This is a genomic window from Georgenia satyanarayanai (assembly GCF_023715365.1).
Taxonomy (GTDB): Bacteria; Actinomycetota; Actinomycetes; order Actinomycetales; family Actinomycetaceae; genus Oceanitalea; species Oceanitalea satyanarayanai_B.
Window position 1 is genome coordinate 293513 of sequence record NZ_JAMBNZ010000001.1, and the last position, 17529, is coordinate 311041.

14 protein-coding genes and 1 riboswitch are annotated in these 17529 nt (G+C 74.0%); of the genes, 8 read left to right on the forward strand and 6 right to left on the reverse strand.

Annotation, left to right across the window (positions count from 1 at the left end; translation table 11 throughout):
* The first annotated feature begins 50 nt into the window (after positions 1-50).
* A complete protein-coding gene (locus M3148_RS01310) occupies positions 51-191 on the forward strand; it encodes a hypothetical protein (protein WP_251302837.1) in 141 nt (46 codons plus the stop codon).
* A gap of 99 nt (positions 192-290) precedes the next feature.
* On the opposite strand, the gene M3148_RS01315 is transcribed toward M3148_RS01310, so the two are convergent.
* Positions 291-854 carry a hypothetical protein gene (locus tag M3148_RS01315; protein ID WP_251302838.1) on the reverse strand — a complete coding sequence of 188 codons (564 nt, stop codon included), beginning with the start codon at positions 852-854 and terminating at the stop codon, positions 291-293.
* A 97-nt stretch (positions 855-951) separates the two neighbouring features.
* Between M3148_RS01315 and M3148_RS01320 the strand changes: the two genes are divergently transcribed.
* The 5 genes from M3148_RS01320 (at position 952) to M3148_RS01340 (ending at position 5738) form a co-directional block, all read left to right on the forward strand.
* Positions 952-2679 carry a BCCT family transporter gene (locus tag M3148_RS01320; protein WP_251302839.1) on the forward strand — a complete coding sequence of 576 codons (1728 nt, stop codon included), beginning with the start codon at positions 952-954 and terminating at the stop codon, positions 2677-2679.
* 186 nt (positions 2680-2865) lie between these two features.
* Positions 2866-3126, forward strand: a complete 261-nt coding sequence (gene rpsT, locus M3148_RS01325; RefSeq protein WP_110850608.1) for a 30S ribosomal protein S20 — start codon at positions 2866-2868, stop codon at positions 3124-3126.
* Positions 3127-3211: 85 nt separating this feature from the next.
* A complete protein-coding gene (locus M3148_RS01330; RefSeq protein ID WP_251302840.1) occupies positions 3212-4168 on the forward strand; it encodes a DMT family transporter in 957 nt (318 codons plus the stop codon).
* A gap of 65 nt (positions 4169-4233) precedes the next feature.
* Entirely contained in the window at positions 4234-5232 is a 999-nt protein-coding gene (gene holA / locus M3148_RS01335) for a DNA polymerase III subunit delta (RefSeq protein ID WP_251302841.1), read from the forward strand.
* Positions 5229-5738, forward strand: coding sequence for an NUDIX domain-containing protein (locus M3148_RS01340; protein ID WP_251302842.1), 510 nt, complete (start codon positions 5229-5231; stop codon positions 5736-5738). The genes holA and M3148_RS01340 overlap by 4 nt, the downstream gene beginning before the upstream one ends.
* Here the strand turns inward: M3148_RS01340 and M3148_RS01345 are convergent.
* The 4 genes from M3148_RS01345 to M3148_RS01360 form a co-directional block, all read right to left on the reverse strand.
* Positions 5729-8074: a ComEC/Rec2 family competence protein gene (locus tag M3148_RS01345; protein WP_251302843.1), complete on the reverse strand. Its 2346-nt coding sequence runs from the start codon at positions 8072-8074 to the stop codon at positions 5729-5731. The two genes, M3148_RS01340 and M3148_RS01345, sit on opposite strands and share 10 nt — an antisense overlap.
* A complete protein-coding gene (locus M3148_RS01350) occupies positions 8071-9030 on the reverse strand; it encodes a ComEA family DNA-binding protein (RefSeq protein WP_251302844.1) in 960 nt (319 codons plus the stop codon). The genes M3148_RS01345 and M3148_RS01350 overlap by 4 nt, the downstream gene beginning before the upstream one ends.
* Before the next feature lie 114 nt (positions 9031-9144).
* A complete protein-coding gene (locus M3148_RS01355) occupies positions 9145-10044 on the reverse strand; it encodes a DegV family protein (protein ID WP_251302845.1) in 900 nt (299 codons plus the stop codon).
* Between the two features lie 274 nt (positions 10045-10318).
* A complete protein-coding gene (locus M3148_RS01360; protein ID WP_251302846.1) occupies positions 10319-11278 on the reverse strand; it encodes a hypothetical protein in 960 nt (319 codons plus the stop codon).
* A gap of 283 nt (positions 11279-11561) precedes the next feature.
* Positions 11562-11686: riboswitch (SAM riboswitch) on the reverse strand.
* 114 nt (positions 11687-11800) lie between these two features.
* Between M3148_RS01360 and M3148_RS01365 the strand changes: the two genes are divergently transcribed.
* Together M3148_RS01365 and M3148_RS01370 are read left to right on the forward strand one after the other, a co-directional pair.
* On the forward strand, positions 11801-13699 hold the full coding sequence (locus tag M3148_RS01365) for an HNH endonuclease signature motif containing protein (protein WP_251302847.1): 1899 nt from the start codon (positions 11801-11803) through the stop codon (positions 13697-13699).
* Positions 13700-13814: 115 nt separating this feature from the next.
* Positions 13815-14330, forward strand: a complete 516-nt coding sequence (locus M3148_RS01370) for a flavin reductase family protein (RefSeq protein WP_251302848.1) — start codon at positions 13815-13817, stop codon at positions 14328-14330.
* Between the two features lie 128 nt (positions 14331-14458).
* Here M3148_RS01370 and leuS read toward each other — a convergent pair whose 3' ends face one another.
* Positions 14459-17368, reverse strand: a complete 2910-nt coding sequence (gene leuS / locus M3148_RS01375; protein WP_251302849.1) for a leucine--tRNA ligase — start codon at positions 17366-17368, stop codon at positions 14459-14461.
* Between the last annotated feature and the right edge of the window lie 161 nt (positions 17369-17529).

The following is a 17529-nucleotide window of genomic DNA, read 5'->3' on the forward strand; positions in this document are numbered from 1 at the left end:
GACAACCGGCGTCTCCGGTCGGGGCCCGTCCGCCCAGGAGAGGAAGCACGATGTCGACACTGCCCGACGAGCCCACCGGCTCGGAGCCGCCCGCCCGCTACGAGGACCCCGTGGTGCTCGAGGAGGACGAGACCGTCCCGCCGCGGCCCGAGGAGGAGATCGCCGACGAGCTGCGCGCCAACCCGACGTAGCCGCCGCCCGCTCGGACCGTGGCCACGGAGGAATCCGGCTCTCGGCGGAAGGAGGGGTACCCCCCTCCCCCCATTCGTCGACAGCCGGATTCCTCCAGCTCAGGACAGGAGCAGGGCGAAGGCGCTCATGAAGGCGCCGAGGATCCCGAGCGGGATCGCGGCGACCGTGCCGAGGAAGGCGATGAGTGTGATGCGCAAGTCGTCCCGCAGGTAGGGCGCCCGCACGGGGCCACCCGCCGCCCGCAGCAGGGCGCGCTGGGTGGCCTCGACGCGCGGGAGCCAGCGGGCGGTGCGGACGCGTCCCTCGTCCATCGCCTCGGTGAGAGTGGCGAGCTCCTCCTCGAGGGCCGCCTGCGTGGGCTCCCCCGTCACGACGACGACGCCACCCGCCGTCGTCACCGGACCGTCGCCGATGTCCGCCGTCGTGCGCTGCAGCCGCTCGCGGCGGACCGCCAGGACGGCGACGGGCACCGCCAGCACGAGCCCGAGCGCGAAGGGGACCCAGCCGCCCCACGACTCGGCGTCCAGGCCCAGGAGCAGGCCGAGGAGGAGGAAAACTCCGACGGGCACCGCGGCGCCGACGAGGAGGAGGTACCCCGGCCGGCGCGCGAGGCGCACGACGTTGACGACGATCTGGTTCATCGCGTCGTTGGTCGCAGTCATGGATCCAGCCTCCCACGCTGCCCGAGAGGCGGTCCCCCGGGCCCCCGGATAACGTCGGTGCGTCCTTTTTGGTTCCCGACGTAGGAGCTCTCTCCCCATGAAGCCGCTCGACCGGTTGCACGACGCGCTCGGACTGCGCACCAGTCCCCGGATCTTCTTCCCGGCGGCGCTCGTCGCGATCATCTTCGTCGTCGGGACGATCCTGTTCACCGAGCAGGTCGACGCGGCCTTCGCCGGCGCGTCGGGCTGGATCATGTCGAACCTCGGGTGGTTCTACATCCTCGGAGTCACCGTCTTCCTGCTCTTCCTCGTCTACCTGGCGGCCAGCCGCTTCGGACGGGTGCGCCTGGGCGACCAGAAGCCGGAGCACTCGGGCCTCACCTGGTTCGCCATGCTCTTCGCGGCCGGTATCGGCTCGATCCTCATGTTCTGGGGCGTCGCGGAGCCGATCAACCACTACGCGAACCCGCCGATGCAGGACGTCGAGGGCCAGACCCAGGCCGCCGCGCGCGAGGCCATCGCCTTCACGCTCTACCACTTCGGCCTCCACACCTGGGCGATCTTCGCGCTGCCGGCGCTGGGCTTCGCCTACTTCATGTACCGGCGCAACCTCCCGCCACGCGTGAGCTCGATCTTCCAGCCGCTGCTGGGTGAGAAGATCCACGGCCCGGTGGGGGCGGCGATCGACGTCGTCGCCGTCGTCGGCACGATCTTCGGCGTCGGCGTCTCCGTGGGCCTGGGCACCCTGCAGATCAACAGCGGGCTCAACACGCTGTGGGGTCTCGGGGAGAGCCGGCTCGTCCAGGTGCTCATCATCGTCGCCGTCTCGGCGATCGCGGTCGTCTCGGTGAGCGTGGGGCTGGAGAAGGGCATCAAGCGGCTGTCGAACCTCAACATCATCCTCGCGGTCGGCCTGCTGTGCTTCGTCGTCGCCACCGGTCCCACACTCTTCCTCGTCAAGGGGACGATCGAGTCGGTGGGTATCTACGCCTCGGCACTGCCGCAGCTCGCGTTTTGGAACGACACCGCGGGCGACTCGGGCTGGCAGAACCAGTGGACGGTCTTCTACTGGGCGTGGACGATCTCGTGGTCGCCCTTCACCGGCATCTTCATCGCGAAGATCTCCAAGGGCCGCACGATCCGCCAGTTCGTCAGTGGGGTGCTCGCCGCACCGGTGCTCTTCAGCATCGTGTGGTTCGGTGTCTTCGGCTGGGCGTCCTTTGGGATCGAGCAGGAGACCCCGGGTGAGCTCGTCGGGCCGGTGGTCGAGCAGGGCGATGTCGCGACGGCGTTGTTCGTCTTCCTCGAGCACTTCCCGTTGACGACGGTGACCCAGATCCTCGCCGTCGTCCTCGTCGTCATCTTCTTCACGACGTCGGTCGACTCGGCCGGCCTCGTCATCGACTCGATCAGCAACGGCTACGAGGAGGAGGCGCCGGTCCGGCAACGGGTGTTCTGGACCATCGCGATGGGCGCGGTCGCCGCCACCATGCTCGCAGCCACCGGCGAGGGCGGGCTCGCGGCCCTCCAGCAGGTGATCATCGTCGTCGGCCTGCCGTTCTTCATCATCGGCTACGTGATGATCTACACGATCCTCGCGGCGTTGAAGGAGGACGCCGGGGAGTCCCCGCCCGTGCGGGCGCTGCGCTGGCGGCGGGTGCTGCCGCCGGAGGAGGCCGCGCGGCGCACCGTGGACGAGGAGTACGACAACGACACCTTCACCGTGGTCCCGGAGATCGAGCCGGGCCAGGAGCCCATCCCGGTCGACCCGATCCTCGTCGAGGACGACGACGAGCCGGCGACGGCGGGGCAACCTCGGCCATGACGGGCGCCACACGTGCGCCGCTGCGGCCGGGTACCTGGTAAAGTACCTCGCTGAGCCTCCGCCGGTCGTGCGGGGGCCGGCTTGCGGCCGACCACGGGTGTCCCCACTCCCCAGTCCCGGTCGTTGGCACAGCCCTCACCGACCCATTGTCTGATCGCTTCGGCGAAATGTAGGAGAAGTCCACACGTGGCGAACATCAAGTCCCAGAAGAAGCGCATCCTCACCAACGAGAAGGCGCGTCTCCGCAACAAGGCCGTGAAGTCCGAGCTCAAGACGCACGTGCGTCGGGTGCGCGAGGCTGTCGCCGCAGGTGACAAGGAGACCGCGGCCACCGCGCTCCAGTCCGCCGGGCGCAAGCTCGACAAGGCCGCGAGCAAGGGCGTCATCCACGCCAACCAGGCCGCGCAGCGCAAGTCCAAGCTGGCCAAGCAGGTCGCGGGCCTGTAAAGACCCGGCCCTCCCGCGACGGCGCCGTTCCCCACCCGGGGGGCGGCGCCGTCGTCGTCCTGCCGGTCCTGCTCGAGGAGAGCCGATGCTCCACCGGACCACCGCCCTGCCCGCCTGGCTGGCGGCGCTCCTCGCTGCCGCGATCGGCGCCGTCGTGCCCGTGCAGTCGCGGATCAACGGTGAGCTCGGCGCGCAGCTGGAGGACCCGGTCCTCGCCGCCGCGATGAGCTTCGGCGGCGGGCTCGTCGTCATGGTCGCCGTCGCGCTCGTGCTGCCGCGGGTACGCCGCGGGGTGCTGCGGCTGCCGGGAGCCGTCCGACGGCGCGAGCTGCCGCCCGCCTACCTCCTCGCGGGCACCATCGGCGCCCTGCTCGTCCTCACCCAGTCCGCCGTCGTCGCCGTCGTCGGGGTGGCGGTGTTCACGGTCGCGGTCGTCGCGGGGCAGACCCTGAGCGGGCTGCTCACCGACGCCGTCGGCTTCGCGCAGGACCTGCGCCGGCGCCCGACGCCGCAGCGGCTCGTGGGCGCCGGGCTCGTCCTCGTGGCGGTGGCGCTCGCGGCGTCCTCCTCCTTCACCGGCGACAGACCCTGGCAGGAACTGCTCCTGCCGGCCCTGCTGCCGCTCGTGGCCGGGCTGCTCACCGGCTTCCAGCACGCGGCGAACGCGCGGGTGGGGGCCGTGGGCGGCTCGCCCCTCACGGCGACGGTGGCGAACTTCGTCGCCGGATCGGTCGCGCTCGTCGTCGCGGCGCTCGTGCGCGGCCGCGGGCTGCCGGACGAGCTGCCCAGGGAGTGGTGGCTGTACACCGGCGGGCTCTACGGCATCGTCTTCATCGCCGGCTCGGCGGCGATCGTGCCGCGGACCGGCGTGCTGGTCCTCGGGCTCGGCTCGATCGCCGGCCAGCTCATCGGCTCGCTCGCGCTGGACCTCCTCGCGCCGGTGGCCGGCTCCGCCGTCAGCCCGACGACCGTGGCCGGGACGCTGCTCGCGCTCGTCGCGATCTCCCTCGCCTCCTTCCCCCGGCGCAGGGTGCGGCGGTAGCGACCGCCACACCTGCCGCGGGGGACGGTGCGGGCGGTGTGGGCGGTCCGTGGCACGCTTGGGGCGTGCCCCCGAAGACCCGTCGCAGCACCCCGTCCGGACTGAGCTGGGACGAGGCCCCGCTCGCTCCTGTCGTGCTCGTGCGCGGCGCCGAGGGCGTGCTGAGCGACCGCGCCGTCGCGCGGGTCGTCGAGCAGGCCCGCGAGGCGGACGCCGGCACCGAGGTCACCCGCCTCGACGCCGCCGCCTACGACCTCGGGCGCCTCGAGATGCTCGCCAGCCCCTCGCTGTTCGGTGAGGCGCGCTGCATCGTCATCAACGGCGTCGAGAGCTGCACCGACGCCCTCATCGACGACACGATCACCTACCTGCGCGCCCCCGCCGACGACGTCACGCTCGTCCTGCAGCACAACGGCGGCGTGCGCGGCAAGCGCCTGCTCGACGCCGTGACCAAGGCCGGACACCCGGTGGTGGCCTGCGAGCCGGTCAAGCGCGACGCCGAGAAGGCCGCCTTCGTCGCCGCGGAGTTCACGCGCGCCCGGCGCCAGATCGACCAGGACGCGATCCAGGCCCTCGTCCAGGCGCTGGGCTCGGACCTGCGCGAGCTCGCCGCCGCGTGCACCCAGCTCGTCGCGGACACGACCGGACGCATCGGCGCGGACGTCGTCGAGCAGTACCACGGGGGCCGGGTGGAGGCCACGGGCTTCAAGGTCGCCGACGCCGCCATCGCCGGTCACGCCGGCCAGGCCGTCACGCTGCTGCGGCACGCTGTCGAGACGGGCGCGAACCCCGTGGTGCTCGTCGCGGCACTGGCGGTCAAGCTCCGCACCATGGCCAAGGTCGAGGCGATGTCCGGCCGCGGTGGTGCGGGTGGCCTGGGCCTGGCGCCCTGGCAGGTGGACCAGGCGCGGCGCGAGCTCGCCGGTTGGGGGCCGGAGGGGCTGGCGCGCGCGATCACCGCCGTCGCCGCCGCGGACGCCGAGGTCAAGGGCCTGAGCCGGGACCCGGTCTTCGCCGTCGAGCGGGCGGTGCTGCGCATCGTCGCCAGCCGGGGCCGGCGGTGAGCGACCCGTCCGGCAACGGCCCGGTCCACCGCTACCGCGTGGTGCCCGCCGCCTACGTCGTCCTCCTCCGCGAGGAGGCGGACGGTGCGGACAGCGCGCTCCTCCAGCTGCGTACTGGGACCGGCTTCATGGACGGGCACTGGGCGTGCGGCGCGGCCGGGCACGTCGAGGCCGGGGAGAGCGTGCTTGCGGCCGCGGCGCGGGAGGCCGCCGAGGAGCTCGGCGTGGAGGTCGGCGCCACCGAGCTGCTGCCCCTCACCGTCATGCACCGCACCCAGGGCACGGGACTCGCGGTCGACGAACGGGTCGACTTCTTCTTCTCCTGCCGCCGTTGGCGCGGCGAGCCGCGCCCGCAGGAGGACAAGGTGGCGGACCTGCGCTGGGTGCGCCTGGACGCCCTCGACTCCCTCGCCGAGCCGGTGGTCCCCCACGAACGGCAGGTCCTCGACGGCCTCGCTGCCGACACCCTCACGCCCGTGACGACCTTCGGCTTCGCTCAGCACTGAGCGGCCAGACCGCCGTCGCCGGGAACGACGACGACGGCGCCGCACTCGTCGGTCCGCAGCACCAGGGCGCCGCCGCGCCCGTACAGCTCGAGCGTCGGGGGAGCCGGGTGCCCGAAGTCGTTGTCCGCGCCGACGCTGACCAGGGCGAGCCGCCCACCCACCGCCTCGGCGAGCGCGGGGAGCTGCGCCGCGGACCCGTGGTGCGGGACGAGGACGATGTCCACGCCGCCCGCTGCGAGCTCGCGGAGCACGCCGCGCTGCCCGTCCGGCTCGAGGTCGCCGAGGGCGAGCACCGACAGGTCCGCGGTCTCGAGGCGCACGACGAGCGAGAGGTCGTTCGCGGCGTCGTCATCGCCGGGGGCCGCCAGCTCGACCGCCCTCGGGGTGGGCCACAGCCCTTGCCACCGCACACCCTCCACCTCACCGGCGGTCCCCGCGCCTGCACGCTCGACCGTAGCCCCCTCGTCCGCGAGCGCCGCCAGCACCTGCCGCTCGGCGGTGGCCGGGCCGTCGAAAGAGGTGAGGAGGGCGTGGTGGACGTCGACGGCGTCGAGAACCTCCGGCAACCCACCCACGTGGTCGGCGTGGAGGTGGGTGAGGACGAGGAGGTCGACCTCGCGCACACCGGCCGCGACCAGGCAGTCCGCGGCGGCCGGCCCGGCGGGACCGACGTCGACGACGACGGCGGATCGCGGCCCGCTGCGCAGCGCGAAGCCACTCCCCTGGCCGACGTCGCACTGGACGGCGAGCCAGTCGTCGGGGACGCCCGAGACGAGGCCGTCCAGCGCCCGGCGCGGACCCGGGACGAGGGCGAGCACGAGGACGAGGGCACCGACGCCCGCCCCGAGGAGCTGGGTGCCCGGGCCACGGCGGGCGAGCATGAGCGCGAGGACGGTGACGACGGCCAGCAGCACCGCACCGGCGAACCCGCCGAGCCACGGCAGCCGCGCCCCGGGCAGCTCGGCCCACCCGAGCGCGACCCACGCGATCCAGCCGGTGAACCAGCCCGCCGCCGCCGCGAGCGGCTCGGTGAGTCCGGGCAGCCACGGGGAGAGGACGGTCGCGACGACGCCGAGGACGGTCGCGGGCGGCACCGCGGGCGCGGCGAGGACGTTGGCCGGCACCGCGTAGGTGGCGACGGCCGGCTCGAGGAGGACGATGACCGGCGCGCAGCACACCTGCGCCGCTGCCGGCACGGCGACGACGTGGGCCAGCGTGCGGGGCATGCGGTGGGACAGGGCTTCGGCCCACGGCCCGGACAAGACGACGAGGCCCGTGGTCGCGAGCACCGACAGGACGAAGCCGTAGGACCGGGCCAGCCACGGGTCGAGGAGGAGCAGGACGACGACCGCGCTGCACAGCGCCGGCAGGGCGCGCGCAGGGCGGCCGAGCAGCAGGGCGAGCAGGGCGACGGCGCCCATCGTCGCCGAGCGCAGCACGCTGGCCTCCGGCCGGACGAGGACGACGAAGCACACGAGCACCGCACCGCCGACTGCCGCGCGCATCCAGCGCGGCGCCCAGCTGAGCGCGGCGAGCACTGCGCCCAGGACGATGGCGACGTGCGCGCCGGACACCGCGGTGATGTGGGTGAGGGAGACCGCCGTCATGGCGTCGTCGAGCTCGGGTGGCAGGCGGGAGTCGTCACCGACGGCGATGCCCGGCACGAGGCCACGGGCCTGCGCCGGGGCGTCCTCCACAGCGGCGACGAGCCCGCTGCGCATCCGGCTCGCGAGCCGCTCGTGGGCGGGCGGCGGCGCCTCGACCGTCGGGTCGGCGTGGACGATGACGAGCGCGACGACGTCCTCCCCCGGCTCGGTCTCGACGAGCCGACCGGTGAGGCGCACCCGGGCACCGAGCTCGACGCCGGTCCAGCTCGGTGGCGCGAGGAGGAGCACCGGGGCCCGGGCGCGCGCCGTCAGCCCCCGGCCCACGACGAGGTCTGCCCGCAGCGGCACCGTCACCCGCTCCCCGCCCCCGCGCTCGGGCGGCGTGGTGATGGCGGAGGGGTCCCCCGTGACCGGACCGGTCACCGTGACGACCGCCCCGACCTCGACCAGCTCGGTGAGCAGCCCGCTCGCCCGCTGGTGGACGTGCGCGGCGACCGCCCCGAGCAGGAGCGCCGTGACGACGAGTGCGAGCACTGCGGTGGCCTGCGGCGTGGGCCCGGCACGGTCGCGGTGCCGTCCTCCGCCGCGCAGCGACCACGCGGTGCGGGCGGCAAGGAGCAGCAGGAGCGCGGCGCCCGCGACGGCGACCGGTGGTGGCAGGAGGACGCCGACGAAGGCGGCCGTCCACGCGGCGAGGGCGGCGGGCACGAGGCGCAGGTCGAGGGTCACACGCGCACCCGCTCCCGCAGCTTCTCCAGCGTGGCCGGCCCGATGCCCGCGACCTCGAGCAGCTCCTCCACGGAGTGGAAGGGCCCGTTCGCGTCGCGCCAGTCGAGGATGCGCTGCGCGATGGCAGGTCCTACGCCGGGCAGGGTGTCGAGGGCGGCGAGGTCGGCGGAGTTGAGGTCGACCACCCCGCCCTCGGCGGCAGGCTCGCCCGCGGCCGGTCCCGCATCCACGTCCGGCGGCGCTGCCCCAGCGCCCCGTGGCTCCTCCCCCGCCCGCGGCACGTACACCTGCTCCCCGTCGACGAGCGGCCTCGCGAGGTTGACCGCTGCCAGCTCGGCGTCCGGCTGCTCGCCGCCTGCCGCTGCGACGGCATCGGCCACGCGCGCTCCCAGTGGCAGCTCGACGACGCCGGGCCCGCGGACCGCCCCTGCGACGTGGACGACGACGACACCCGCCGGCGCGGCCTGCGGCTCCCGCGACGGCTCACCGGTGGCCGCGTCACCCGGCGCTGGAGGGGAGGCGGCGGGAGACGAGGCGGCGGGAGGCGCCTCCGACGTGGCCGGTGCTACGACCGCGCTCACCTCGGGCACCGGGACGGCGTCGGACGGTCCGAGGGCGATCGCGCGGGCCACCACCGCCCCCGCGAAGGCCGCCACCACCGCCAGTACCACGACGACCGCGCGGCCCGAGACGCTCCACCGCCGCACCGGCCGCTCCTGCGCGCCGACGGACCGCCTGCCACCGCCGGCACTGCCCACCGCTCCACCGCCGTCCCGGCTCCCGCGGCCTGCCGCCGCGCCGTCTTCCCAGCCCTGGTCCCCCTCACCGCTGACGATGCGGTCGAACTCACGCCCGGCGTCGTCGTCGAGGTCGAGGTGCCCGGACGTCGCCGTGTAGGCGCGGCGGGTCAGCGCCCGCAGCCGGGCCGCGGAGTCCGTCCGCCTCGTCGGTGCCATGCGCGTGACCGTACGGACCACGGCCCACGTCACCCGTTGCGGAGGTGCCCGCTCGGGGACGGCACCTTCCCGCCGTCGCCCTGTGGAGCAGCGCTCAGCTCGGCCCGGGGACGGTCACTCGCCCGCTGGGGCGAGCGCCACGCCCACGACGCCGGGGCCCGTGTGCGCCCCCACGACGGCGGTGACCTCGCTGCGGACGATGCTCGCCACCTGCGCGCCCGTCTCCGTCAGGCGCTGCTCGAGCGCCACGGTGAGGGCGTCGGCGGCGTCGGTGTCAGCGAAGTGGTGGACGGCCACCCGGACCGGGCCGCCGTCGCCGCGTGGGGTGGCCGCGCCCGGTCCGCCTGCGGCCCGGACGGCGAGCTCGACGATGCGGCGCTGCGTACGCGCCGCTCCCCGCGCCGTCTCGGCGACCGCCAGCCGCCCGCCTCGCAGCGCGAGGATCGGGCGTACCCCGAGCGCCGAGCCGAGGAAGGCTCGCGCGGGGCCGATGCGGCCGCCTCGGGCGAGGTGGTGGAGGTCCGGGACGGCGAAGAGGACGCTGCTGCGGGCCGCGGTCTCGCGGGCGGCGGCAAGGACGCCGTCGGCACCGGCGCCGCGTGCCGCGCGCTCGGCGGCCGCGAGGGCCGCGAAGCCCGTCCCCGCGCCGACGGTGCGCGTGTCGACGACGTGCACGGGTGTCCCCCGCCGTGCGCTGACCTCCTCGGCCGCGAGGCGCGCGTGCCCGACGGTTCCCGACAGCTCGGCCGACAGGTGCACGCACACGACGGCGGAGGCACCGTCGTCGACGGCCGCCTCCATCGCGTCGGCGAGCGCCTGCCGTGACGGGCCCGACGTCGTCGCCGTCCCACCGGCCCGCAGGTGCGCGGCGAGCTCCTCGCGGCTGAGGGCGTCATCGGGGTGGTCCGCGCCGTCGATCAGGACGCGCAGCGGGACCACCCGGATACTCAGGTGCTGCACCGTCTGCGGTGAGAGCGAGGCCGTGGAGTCGGTGAGGACCACGACGCCGGGCATCGCACCATCATCGCACCCTGGCCGGATCAGGAGGCGCTGGCCTGTGGCAGAGTCGCGCCATGCGCCTGCTCGTGATCTTCGGCCCTCCCGCCGTGGGCAAGATGACGGTGGGGCGCGAGGTCGCGCGGCGCCCGAGGCGGCCGGCCGCATCCTCGCCTGGCTCGACGGTCCCGACGGGACCGCCCACCGTCCTAGGTGCGCACTTCTGGCCGCTCGAGGACCGAGAAGCCACACCCAGGCGGTGGGCCGCGGTGTCGGCTCACGCCGGGACCGGCTACGCCTCCGTGGTCGCCCCGGCCACCGAGACCAGGCCACGGGCCTGGAGCGCCGGGATGATCCCGCGCAGCAGCCGCTGGACGTCAGCGGGGATGGAGCCGGGCAGGACGACGAAGCCGTCCGCGGCACCGGCCTCGACCCACCGCTCGATGGTGGCGACGACGTCGCCCACGGTGCCGACAGCCTCGAGCGCACCCGACCACCCGGCGTCGCCCCCGGCGATGTCGGTGAGGAGGTCGGCGCGGGCACGGGCAGACTCGTAGTCGGACGCGATGACGGTGCGCAGGTCGACAAGGACCCGCACGGGACCACGGCCGGCGGCACGCGCGGCGGAGCGGACGGCGAAGCGCAGCTCGCGCGCCCAGCTGAGGTCGGCCTCACGGAGCCGGACGACGTCCGCGAGCTCACCGGCGGCGGCGAGGTCGGCCTCCTCCTCGAGCGGGACGACGACGGTGGGGCGCTGGCTGGAGCGCGCCTCCGTGCTGCGGACGAGCTCCTCGAGCAAGTCGCCGAGCTGGGGCAGCGCGGCCACCGGCGCCTGCTCGCCGCGGGCCACCTGCAGGCCGGCCCACGAGCCGCTCTTGCGGTTGAACTGCGCGAGCTCGGCGGCCACGGCCGAGTCGGCGCGGCCGAGCTGGACGGTGGGCACGAGGCCCGTGGCGCCGGCGCTGGGGCTGATGCGGCGAGCGGCGATGACCGGGTCGAGCCAGGCGTTGGCCCGCGGTGCGGCGTCGGCGCGGAGGCGGAAGTCCTCACCGAGCGTGACGAAGGAGACGCCGCCCTTGTGCGCCGCTCGGGCGTAGGAGGCGAGGCGGACGAGGTTGGCCTGCTCGGCGGGCAGCCCGGCAGCCGCCTCACGGTCGTGGGCGGGGGCGCCCAGGCCGGAGAGGTCGAGGGCGATCGTCGCGGTGGTCGAGGTCGTCGCGGTGGTACGGGTGGGCAGGAACGCAGCAGTCATGGCAGCACCTATCGAGGTCGCAGCGCCTGGGGCGCGGGGAAGGACGTGAGACCTGATACGCCGGGTCCGGCGCCTGGCGTGTCACTCGCCGGCGGCTCGGGGGCTGGATCAGGGGTGACGCGTCAGCGCGGCTCGCGCAGAGGGCGTCGCTTCCGTATGTCTCAGACCGACATACACGGACGACCGCACATGCACATGCTGCTGCCGCAACGGCTGGTGATCTGCCGGGGGCTGAGGTGCGTGGTCATCCTGGTACGTCCTTCGCGTGCTGGCACCGTCGCGGTGCGCTCCGTTGTCCCGACGGTCGCGGGACCAGGTCATCACCCGGGGCACCCACCGCACGTGGCGGGTTGCCGACCAGCAAGCCGGGGCTTAGCGCACTCGAGGTACGCACTGGTGCTCTGAACCTGTCGCAGACGCTAGCCGCGCCTCACTTCATGTGTCAACTGTCACGCGGCCGAATGTCAGTGCTCGGTCATACGGTGGAGTCATCAGGTTCACAGCACCGAGGTGGTGAGCGAGATGGCGGCGACGCAGACCGGGGGCTGGTGGTTGACCCCGGCGGACCTCGCCGGCCCCCCGCCCTGCCTCGTGCCCGACGACGGCCCCGCTCAGCTCCCTGCGCTTCCGCCCGACCCTCTCCCGCCGGGCGCCGGCCCCGACGAGCGCTGGGCCGAGGAGGTCCCGCTCGAGGACGACGGTCCGCCCGAGCTCCCTCCCCTCCCTCCCGACCCGCTCCTCCCAGCAGGCCGGCGCGGGAACGCGGACGTCCTCGACGACGACGACGGCGCAGAGCTGGGTGGCCTGCTCACCTCCCTGGCCCCGGGGCCGGCCCTCGCGGCAGCGCTCGAGGCTCTCGGCCCGCGCGCCGTCAGCCTGTACGCGCTGGTCGAGATGGTGGCGGGCTACCAGCGGCTGGCGTCCTGGGCCACGGCCCGGGCCATCGAGCTCAGCGGGGCCGTCGCGGGGCGGCCGGGCATCAACCCGCACCACCCGCTCCCGGGTGGGAAGATCGCCGCGGACTGCGCCGCCGCCGAGCTCGCCCCGCGCCTGGGGATCACCCGGTTCGCGGCGCGTCGCATGGTGGGTGATGCCCGGCTCTTCCGGGACAAGCTCGCCCAGACGGCTCAGGCCCTTCGGCTTGGGCTCGTCAACCCCGCCAAGGCCGCTGTGCTCACGCGCCACCTGGCGGACCAGCCGGCGGACGTCGCCTGGGAGGTCCAGCGCGTGATCCTGCCCGACGCCCCGCACCAGACACCGAGCCAGCTCACGCGGGCCGTGGAGAAGGCGATCATCGCCATCGACCCGAACCGGGCGGTCCAACGGCACCGCCGGGCGCGCGAGGAACGGCGCGTGGACCACCCGCGCCCGCTGCCCGACGGCATGGCCTCGATCCACGCGTTCCTCCCCGCCACCGACGCCGCGGGCTTCGACCTCGCCCTCGAGGCCGCGGCCCGCAGCGCCAAGGCGGCCGGTGACAGTCGCACGATCGACCAGCTGCGTGCCGACGTCTTCGCCCTCATGGGCCACACCGCGCTCGAGCAGGGCTACATCGGACTGCCAGAGCCGAGTGACACGGACGCGGCCGCCGCCGCGGGAACGGACGCGGTACCTTCCGCGGAAGCGGGTGGCGAGGGATCCCGGGAGGTCGACGCCGACGACGGCGTGCCCGCGGCCCCGTCAGCCGCGACCGGCACGCCAGACCTCCAGCCCGTCAGCGACTACCTCAGGATGCTCCACATGCCGATGGGCACCATCGGCGGCAGGCGTGCCGTCATCCGGATCGACGTGCCGCTGTCGGTCCTCGTCCTCCCACCGGAGACGCAAGGCGCGTTCCCCGCCTACGGCGAGTGCTGGGACCACCTCACCGCAGATTCCCACGCCGCCCCAGGGGCGAGCCCTGCCCACGACCCACCAGGTGACAGCCCTGCCGACGACGGCCCGTTGCCCATGGCCGAGGTCGCCGAGCTCGAGGGCTACGGCCCCATCACCCCGGACGTCGCCCGCGCGCTGGCGATGAGCGCAGGCACCTGGCAGCGGATCGTCACCGACCCGCTGAGCGGGGAGGTCCTCGACGTCGGCCGCACCCGCTACCGCCCACCCGCCGCCCTGGCCGAGTTCGTCCGGGCCCGCGACCGCAGCTGCGTCATCCCGGGCTGCTCGACCCCGGCCCACAGCTGCGACCTCGACCACGTCGTCCCCTTCCCCGAGGGCCCCACGAGTGCGTCGAACCTTGGTGCCGGGTGCCGGCCGGACCACACCATCAAGACGCTCGGTCGGTTCCGCCTCGAGCACCTCGGAGCCGGCACCTTCTGCTGGACCACGCCGAGCGGTCACGTCTACCAGCGCGACCACCACGGCCGGGTGACCTGGGTGCGGACGGGCGCCGGCAGCGCAGACGCCGCCGAGCCGCCCTTCTGAGACGGGTGGCTCGGGCGCGTCCAAGGACTGGGAGGTCACACCCGCTGAGCGCCCACCGCGGCCACGCCTGGCCGACAATGGGGACAGCCCCGAAGTCGACCGCAAAGGACCGCTGATGACCGCCGAGCAGCCCGCCACCCCCACCGCCCTGCCCGCGTCGGTGGGCAGCGAGGAGTTCAAGGCCGTCTTCCGCCGTCACCCGGCAGGCGTCGCCGTCATCACCTGCGCCACCCCGGACGGGCCAGCAGGCTTCACCGCCACCTCGGTCATCTCCGTCGCCGCGAACCCCGCCATGCTGGCCTTCTCCGTGGCCGCGGGCTCGACCTCGCGCCGCATCCTCGACAGCGCCCCGAGCGTCGTCGTCAACTTCCTCAGCGAGGATCAGCAGGACCTCGCCCACCGCTTCGCCGCCCGCGGCGCCGACCGCTTCGCCGGGATCGAGCACTGCTCGCTGCCCACCGGCGAGCCCGTCCTGCCCGGCACCACCGCGTGGATCCGAGGCGTCGTCGAGCAGCGCGTCCCGGTCGGCGACAGCCTGCTCATCACCCTGCGCGCGGTCCTCGCCCACCACGAGGACGACACCCGGCCGCTCGTCTACCTCGACCGCGCCTTCCCCCGCCTCGAGGGCTAGGCAGCCACGAGGGCTCACCGGCGCGAAGGCCGACAAGACGCGAAGGCTGACCAGACGCGGTGGCTGCAGACGGCGAGAGCCGGATTCCTCGTGAGGAGGAGTCCGGCTCTCGGTGCGTGAACGGGCCGCTACGCCGGCACGATGTTGACGAGCTTGGGCGCCCGCACGATGACCTTGCGCACCCCGCGGTCTCCCAGCGCCCGCTTGACGCCCGGCGTGTCCAGGGCCAGCCGCTCGAGCTCCGCGGCGTCGATCGACACCGGCACCTCGAGCTTGTCGCGCAGCTTGCCGGCCACCTGGACCACGCAGGTCACGGTGTCCTGGACCAGCAGCGCGGGGTCGGCGACCGGGAAGGGCTCGTGGGCCAGCGACCCCTCGTGCCCGATCCGCCGCCACAGCTCCTCGGCGATGTGCGGGGCAACGGGCGCGAGCATGAGCAGCAGCGGCTCGACCGCCTCGCGCGGGCTCGACGGCAGCCCGGTGAGGTGGTTGTTGAGCACGATGAGACGCGCGATCGCGGTGTTGAGCCGCATCGCCGCCATCTCGGTCTCGACGTCGGTGACCGTCCGTGCGACCAGGCGGCGGGTCTCCTCGTCGGCCGGCTCGTCGGTGACGAGCAGCTCCCCGGTCTCCTCGTCGACGACGTTGCGCCACAGCCGCTGGAGGAAGCGCTGGGAGCCGACGACGGCGCGCGTGTCCCACGGTCGCGACAGGTCCAGCGGCCCCATCGACATCTCGTACACCCGGAACGTGTCGGCACCGTAGGCCTCGTACATGTCGTCGGGCGTGACGATGTTCTTGAGGGACTTGCCCATCTTCCCGTACTCGCGGGTGACCTCCTGGCCCTGCCAGCGGTAGCTCACCTCCCCGGAGCCGTCCTCGGCCGCGACCTCCTCGACCTCGTCCGCGGGCACGTACTGGCCGCGAGCGTCAGCGAAGGCGTAGGCCTGGATGTAGCCCTGGTTGAAGAGCTTGTGGAAGGGCTCGACGCTCGAGACGTGCCCGAGGTCGAAGAGCACCTTCTGCCAGAAGCGCGCGTAGAGCAGGTGGAGCACGGCGTGCTCGACGCCACCGACGTACAGGTCGGCGCCACCGCAGGACTTCTCGGCGGTCGGGCCCATCCAGTACTGCTCGTTGGCCGGGTCGACCAGGCGCTCGGTGTTGTTCGGGTCCAGGTACCGCAGCTCGTACCAGCACGAGCCGGCCCAGTTGGGCATCGTGTTGGTGTCGCGGCGGTAGGTCTTGACGCCGTCACCCAGGTCGAGCTCGACGGTGACCCAGTCCTCGGCCCGCCCGAGCGGGGGCTCCGGCGAGGAGGTCGCGTCGTCGGCGTCGAAAGTGCGCGGGGAGAAGTCGGGGACCTCGGGCAGCTCGACCGGGAGCATCCTTTCGGGCAGCACGTGGACGCGGCCCTCCTCGTCGTAGACGACGGGGAAGGGCTCACCCCAGTAGCGCTGGCGGGAGAAGAGCCAGTCACGCAGGCGGTAGGTCGTGCGCGCCTCGCCGCGGCCGCGGGCCTGCAGCCACTCGGTGATCGCGGCCTTGGCCTCGGCCACGCCCAGGCCGTTGAGGGAGATCTCCTCGTTGGCGGAGCTGATGATCTCGCCGTCGCCGGTCCAGGCGCCCTCGACGTGCTCGGCGGGCGGCTGGACGGTGTGGACGACGTCCAGCCCGTAGGCCTGGGCGAACTCGTAGTCGCGCGCGTCGCCACCGGGCACGGCCATGATCGCGCCGGTGCCGTAGCCCATGAGGACGTAGTCGGCGACGAACACGGGCAGCTGGGCGCCGTTGACGGGGTTGGTCGCGAAGGCGCCGGTGAAGACACCCGTCTTGGCGCGGCCCTCCTCCTGCCGTTCCTCGTCCGTCTTGGCGGCGGCCTGGGCGCGGTAGGCGGCGACGGCCTCGGCCGGGCTCGCGTGCCCACCGGTCCACGTCTCCTGGGTGCCGGCCGGCCAGGCGGCGGGCACGGCGTCGTCGAGGAGCGGGTGCTCGGGGGCCAGGACCATGAATGTCGCGCCGAAGAGCGTGTCGGGACGGGTCGTGAAGACGTCCAGCGCGAGCTCCGCGGAGCCACCGGGCGCCTCCCCCGCGCTCACGCGTGAGGGCAGCGCGAAGGTGACGATCGCCCCCTCGGAGCGACCGATCCAGTTGCGCTGCATCGTCTTGACCTTGTCCGGCCAGTCGATGTGGTCGAGGTCGTCGACGAGACGGTCGGCGTAGGCGGTGATCCGCATCATCCACTGGCGCAGGTTGCGCTTGAAGACGGGGTAGTTGCCGCGCTCGGAGCGGCCGTCGGCGGTGACCTCCTCGTTCGCCAGCACGGTGCCCAGCCCGGGGCACCAGTTGACCGGCGCGTCGGACACGTAGGCGAGGCGGTGGGCGTCGAGGGCGGCGGCGCGCGCGTCGGCGTCCATGTCGGCCCACTCCCGGCCCGACGGCGTGGGCCGGCTCCCGTCGGCGAAGGCAGCCTCCAGCTCGCTGATCGGGCGGGCGGCACCGCGGCCACCGCCGGGACGCTCGGCGTCCTCGTCGTACCAGGCGTGGTACATCTGGAGGAAGATCCACTGCGTCCAGCGGACGTACCCGGTGTCCGTCGTCGCGAAGGAGCGGCGGTCGTCGTGGCCCAGGCCCAGGCGCCGCAGCTGGCGGCGCATGGTGGCGATGTTCTCCTCGGTGGTGATCCGGGGGTGCTGCCCGGTCTGCACGGCGTACTGCTCCGCGGGCAGGCCGAAGGCGTCGTAAGCCAGCGCGTGGAGGACGTTCTTGCCCTTCATCCGCTGGTAGCGACCCACGACGTCGGTGGCGATGTAGCCCAGCGGGTGCCCCACGTGCAGCCCCTTGCCCGAGGGGTAGGGGAACATGTCGAGCACGTAGAAGGTCGAGTCCGTCGCGTCCCCGGCGAGGTCGCCGACCGGGTTGGGCGCGTGGAAGGTGCCGAGCTCCTCCCAGCGGTCCTGCCAGGCCTGCTCGATCTCGCTCGCCAGCCGGGCGGTGTAGCGGAAGCGGGGCTCGGCGGGGACGGGGGTCTCGGTACTCATGTGATCCTCACGGTGGGGGTGGTCGCTCCTGGCATGAGAAAACCTCCCCGCAGGGAGGTGGGCCGCGCTGATGCGGCGCCGTCGGCGCCCGCTGTGGTCAGCGCGGCTGCGTAAGGAGGACCCGTCGCGACATGTGGCCCACCTTACCGCAGCGGCTGCGG

Bases quoted from the DNA above. Each gene is read 5' to 3' on its own strand.
- M3148_RS01310 (WP_251302837.1), top strand. From the start codon at position 51: ATGTCGACACTGCCCGACGAGCCCACCGGCTCGGAGCCGCCCGCCCGC.
- M3148_RS01315 (WP_251302838.1), bottom strand. From the start codon at position 854: ATGACTGCGACCAACGACGCGATGAACCAGATCGTCGTCAACGTCGTG.
- M3148_RS01320 (WP_251302839.1), top strand. From the start codon at position 952: ATGAAGCCGCTCGACCGGTTGCACGACGCGCTCGGACTGCGCACCAGT.
- M3148_RS01330 (WP_251302840.1), top strand. From the start codon at position 3,212: ATGCTCCACCGGACCACCGCCCTGCCCGCCTGGCTGGCGGCGCTCCTC.
- M3148_RS01350 (WP_251302844.1), bottom strand. From the start codon at position 9,030: ATGGCACCGACGAGGCGGACGGACTCCGCGGCCCGGCTGCGGGCGCTG.
- M3148_RS01355 (WP_251302845.1), bottom strand. From the start codon at position 10,044: ATGCCCGGCGTCGTGGTCCTCACCGACTCCACGGCCTCGCTCTCACCG.
- M3148_RS01360 (WP_251302846.1), bottom strand. From the start codon at position 11,278: ATGACTGCTGCGTTCCTGCCCACCCGTACCACCGCGACGACCTCGACC.
- M3148_RS01365 (WP_251302847.1), top strand. From the start codon at position 11,801: ATGGCGGCGACGCAGACCGGGGGCTGGTGGTTGACCCCGGCGGACCTC.
- M3148_RS01370 (WP_251302848.1), top strand. From the start codon at position 13,815: ATGACCGCCGAGCAGCCCGCCACCCCCACCGCCCTGCCCGCGTCGGTG.
- leuS (WP_251302849.1), bottom strand. From the start codon at position 17,368: ATGAGTACCGAGACCCCCGTCCCCGCCGAGCCCCGCTTCCGCTACACC.